Source organism: Burkholderia sp. Ac-20392 (assembly GCF_017104585.1).
GTDB classification, from domain to species: domain Bacteria; phylum Pseudomonadota; class Gammaproteobacteria; order Burkholderiales; family Burkholderiaceae; genus Burkholderia; species Burkholderia lata.
This window is the reverse complement of the sequence record NZ_JAAGPB010000795.1, coordinates 1-2,595: the sequence shown is the minus strand read 5'-3', so window position 1 is coordinate 2,595 and position 2,595 is coordinate 1. Positions and strand designations below refer to the sequence as shown.

The 2,595-nt window shown below is 69.4% G+C and carries 5 protein-coding genes; 3 read left to right on the top strand and 2 right to left on the bottom strand.

All coding sequences use genetic code 11. The annotated features are described in order from the left end of the window. Positions 1-1,205: ATP-binding protein (locus G3N99_RS38325; RefSeq protein ID WP_241012064.1), on the top strand; the 1,205-nt coding region annotated here is incomplete at its 5' end. Positions 1,206-1,320: 115 nt separating this feature from the next. Here G3N99_RS38325 and G3N99_RS38320 read toward each other — a convergent pair. Together G3N99_RS38320 and G3N99_RS38315 are read right to left on the bottom strand one after the other, a co-directional pair. Then, on the bottom strand, positions 1,321-1,752 hold the full coding sequence (locus G3N99_RS38320; protein WP_011349705.1) for a CBS domain-containing protein: 432 nt from the start codon (positions 1,750-1,752) through the stop codon (positions 1,321-1,323). Between the two features lie 79 nt (positions 1,753-1,831). Next, a complete protein-coding gene (locus tag G3N99_RS38315; protein ID WP_206124979.1) occupies positions 1,832-2,065 on the bottom strand; it encodes a hypothetical protein in 234 nt (77 codons plus the stop codon). Between the two features lie 161 nt (positions 2,066-2,226). On the opposite strand from G3N99_RS38315, the gene G3N99_RS38310 reads away from it, so the two are divergent. Together G3N99_RS38310 and G3N99_RS38305 are read left to right on the top strand one after the other, a co-directional pair. Beyond that, positions 2,227-2,538, top strand: a complete 312-nt coding sequence (locus G3N99_RS38310) for a hypothetical protein (RefSeq protein WP_241012063.1) — start codon at positions 2,227-2,229, stop codon at positions 2,536-2,538. Next, positions 2,505-2,595 (top strand): TetR family transcriptional regulator C-terminal domain-containing protein (locus G3N99_RS38305; RefSeq protein WP_241012065.1); only part of this gene is annotated, 91 nt, incomplete at its 3' end. The genes G3N99_RS38310 and G3N99_RS38305, both read left to right, overlap by 34 nt.

Sequence of the window (2,595 nt, the reverse complement as noted above, 5' to 3'; positions counted from 1 at the left end):
GCCGCGACCTGCGCGCGCAGCGGTCGTTGCGCGGGGCGCGCGTGGCGCGCGACCAGGCGGCGACGTCGAACCGGTTGAAGGACGAATTGCTCGCGACGGTGTCGCACGAACTGCGCACGCCGCTGAACGTGATCTACGGCTGGGTCGAGGTGCTGCGCAATTCGGGCGACAGCGCGCTGCAGCAGCAGGCGATCGACGCGATCGACCGCAGCGCGCGCTCGCTCACGCGGATGGTCGGCGACATCCTCGATGCGTCGTCGCTCGCCACCGGCAAGCTGCAGCTCGACGCGATGCCGGTGGACGTCGTGCGGCTGTTCTCCGATTCGGTCGGCGCGTTCCAGACGGCCGCGTCGTCGGCCGGCATCGTGCTCGAGTTCGACTGTGCGGCGTCGACCTGCGTCGTGTCGGGCGATGCCGAGCGATTGCGGCAGATGCTGTCGAACCTCGTGTCGAACGCGCTCAAGTTCACGCCGGCCGGCGGCAGCGTGACGGTCGGGCTCGCGCGCGACGACGTGCGGGTGGTGCTGACCGTGTCCGACACGGGGCAGGGCATCGTGCCGGCGTTCCTGCCGTACGTGTTCGACATGTTCCGTCGCGCGGACGATTCGCCCGCGTCGTCGCGGCGCGGGCTCGGCCTCGGGCTGTCGATCGTGCGGCATATCGCCGAACTGCACGGCGGCAGCGTGACGGTCAAGAGTGCGGGGCGCAATCGCGGCGCGACGTTTACGGTGACGCTGCCGGTCGGCTGGCAGCCGATCGGCGCGATGGCGTGGGGGAATGCGCCCGCGGACGGCCATCGCGACCCGCCGATGCTCGATACGCAACGCATCCTGATCGTCGACGACGATGCGACGACGCGCGAGAGCCTCACCGCCGCGCTGACGACGTTCGGCGCGGCCGTCGCGATCGCGTCGACGGGCCGCGAAGCGCTCGCGGTGGCGGCCGACCTGCGGCCGACCGTCGTGCTGTCCGATCTCGCGATGCCCGACGGCGACGGCTTCTGGCTGCTCGACGCGTTACGGCACGCCGGCATGAACGGCGGCGGTGCGCCGCCCGCGGTGCGGGTGCTGGCCGTGACCGCGCATGCGGGCCTGGCCGACGAACGCCGCGCGCTCGAGGCCGGATTCGACGGCTATCTGTGCAAGCCGGTCGACGTGCGCGAACTGGCGGACAAGATCGTGCGCGTGACGAAGCACGACGGCTGAGGCGGCGGCCATTCATCGCTTTCGTTCTGTTGTTGCGACGACCTTTCCCGATGATGCGGGGCTGACCTTGAACGGAGATCTGCCGGCTTCGTCGCTGGCCGTGATCCTCGTTCCGTCACGTCCGCCTCGGCTGCGACACGCCCTCGAGCGTGTTCGCGACGTCGTCGCGCGCCGGGCCGGCCGAGCGCGTCGCGATGTCCGCGAGCGACAGCATGCCGACCAGCCGCTTGTCGTGATCGACGACCGGCAGGCGCCGCAACTGCGCATCGGCCATGTAATGCTGGATCTCGTCCAGCGAATCGTCTTCGAAACACCACTCGATCGGGCCCGACGCGACTTCCTGAATCCGCGTCTCCGGTGGCTTGCCGGCCGAGATCGCGCGCACCGCGAGGTCGCGGTCGGTCACCATCCCGACCAGCCGGTTGTTGTCGCACACGGGGAGCGCGCCGACGTCGTAGCGCTCCATCAGTTGCGCGGCATGGCGGATCGAATCGGTCGGCGCGATGCGCACGACGTCCTGCGACATGATTTCGTTGACACGATGCATGGCGTCCTCCTGGCGGGTGGGGTGCGTCGATTCGTCGGTGGATTCGGCCGACCGCATGCCGTCCGGCACGCGTGACCGGTCATGTGCCGCCGCGTTCGCGCGGGTCTTGCCGCGGCCTTTCCTCATGCGAATCGGGCGTCGTATCGGGCGGCCTGTCGGGCTCGATGCGCGTGACGCCGCCGGTCGCCGGCGGGTCGCTCGCGGGAAACGTGTCCTCCAGTTGCTGGTCGATATGGCGTTCCGAATGGCCCGTGCGCGTGCGGTCTTCGTGCTTGCGTGGCGGCGACGGGTCGGGCCGGGTCGAATGCTTCATGACAAGGCTCCCTGCGAACGACGATGACGCGATCATTTCCGCAACGGTCATGCCCGGGTCCGCACGCGGCACGCGATTTGCCATGTCGACGGAGATGACGACGATGACGACCACGCGCGTCGCGACCGGTGCCGGTCGCGCGCACATCAAGCGGAGGCACGATGACGATTCCGAAACGGCGACAGGGCGTGCGCTACGAACTCAATGTTTGCGGCGGCGGTTTTGATTCGGTGAAGAGCCACTTCGAGGAGTGGAAGCACGAGCCGCTGATCTACCGGCCCGAACGCCGGATGTTCGAAGGCAAGGCCGACGTGCGGCCGCTCGGCGACGAGACGTTCGGCTCGACTGAACCGGCGCGGTTCGCGCTGCAGCGTGCGTGCGAACCCACCGACACCTATGCGCTCGCGTGCGCGCATTCGTCGACGACGCCCGCGACGGCATGGCCCGCTACGCCTACAGCCGCGGCTGCCTGATCGGCAACCTCGGGCAGGAAATGGGCGCGCTCCCCGAAAGTTTCCGCGCCCGCCTGC

Bases quoted from the DNA above. Each gene is read 5' to 3' on its own strand.
- G3N99_RS38320 (WP_011349705.1), bottom strand. From the start codon at position 1,752: ATGCATCGTGTCAACGAAATCATGTCGCAGGACGTCGTGCGCATCGCG.
- G3N99_RS38315 (WP_206124979.1), bottom strand. From the start codon at position 2,065: ATGAAGCATTCGACCCGGCCCGACCCGTCGCCGCCACGCAAGCACGAA.
- G3N99_RS38310 (WP_241012063.1), top strand. From the start codon at position 2,227: ATGACGATTCCGAAACGGCGACAGGGCGTGCGCTACGAACTCAATGTT.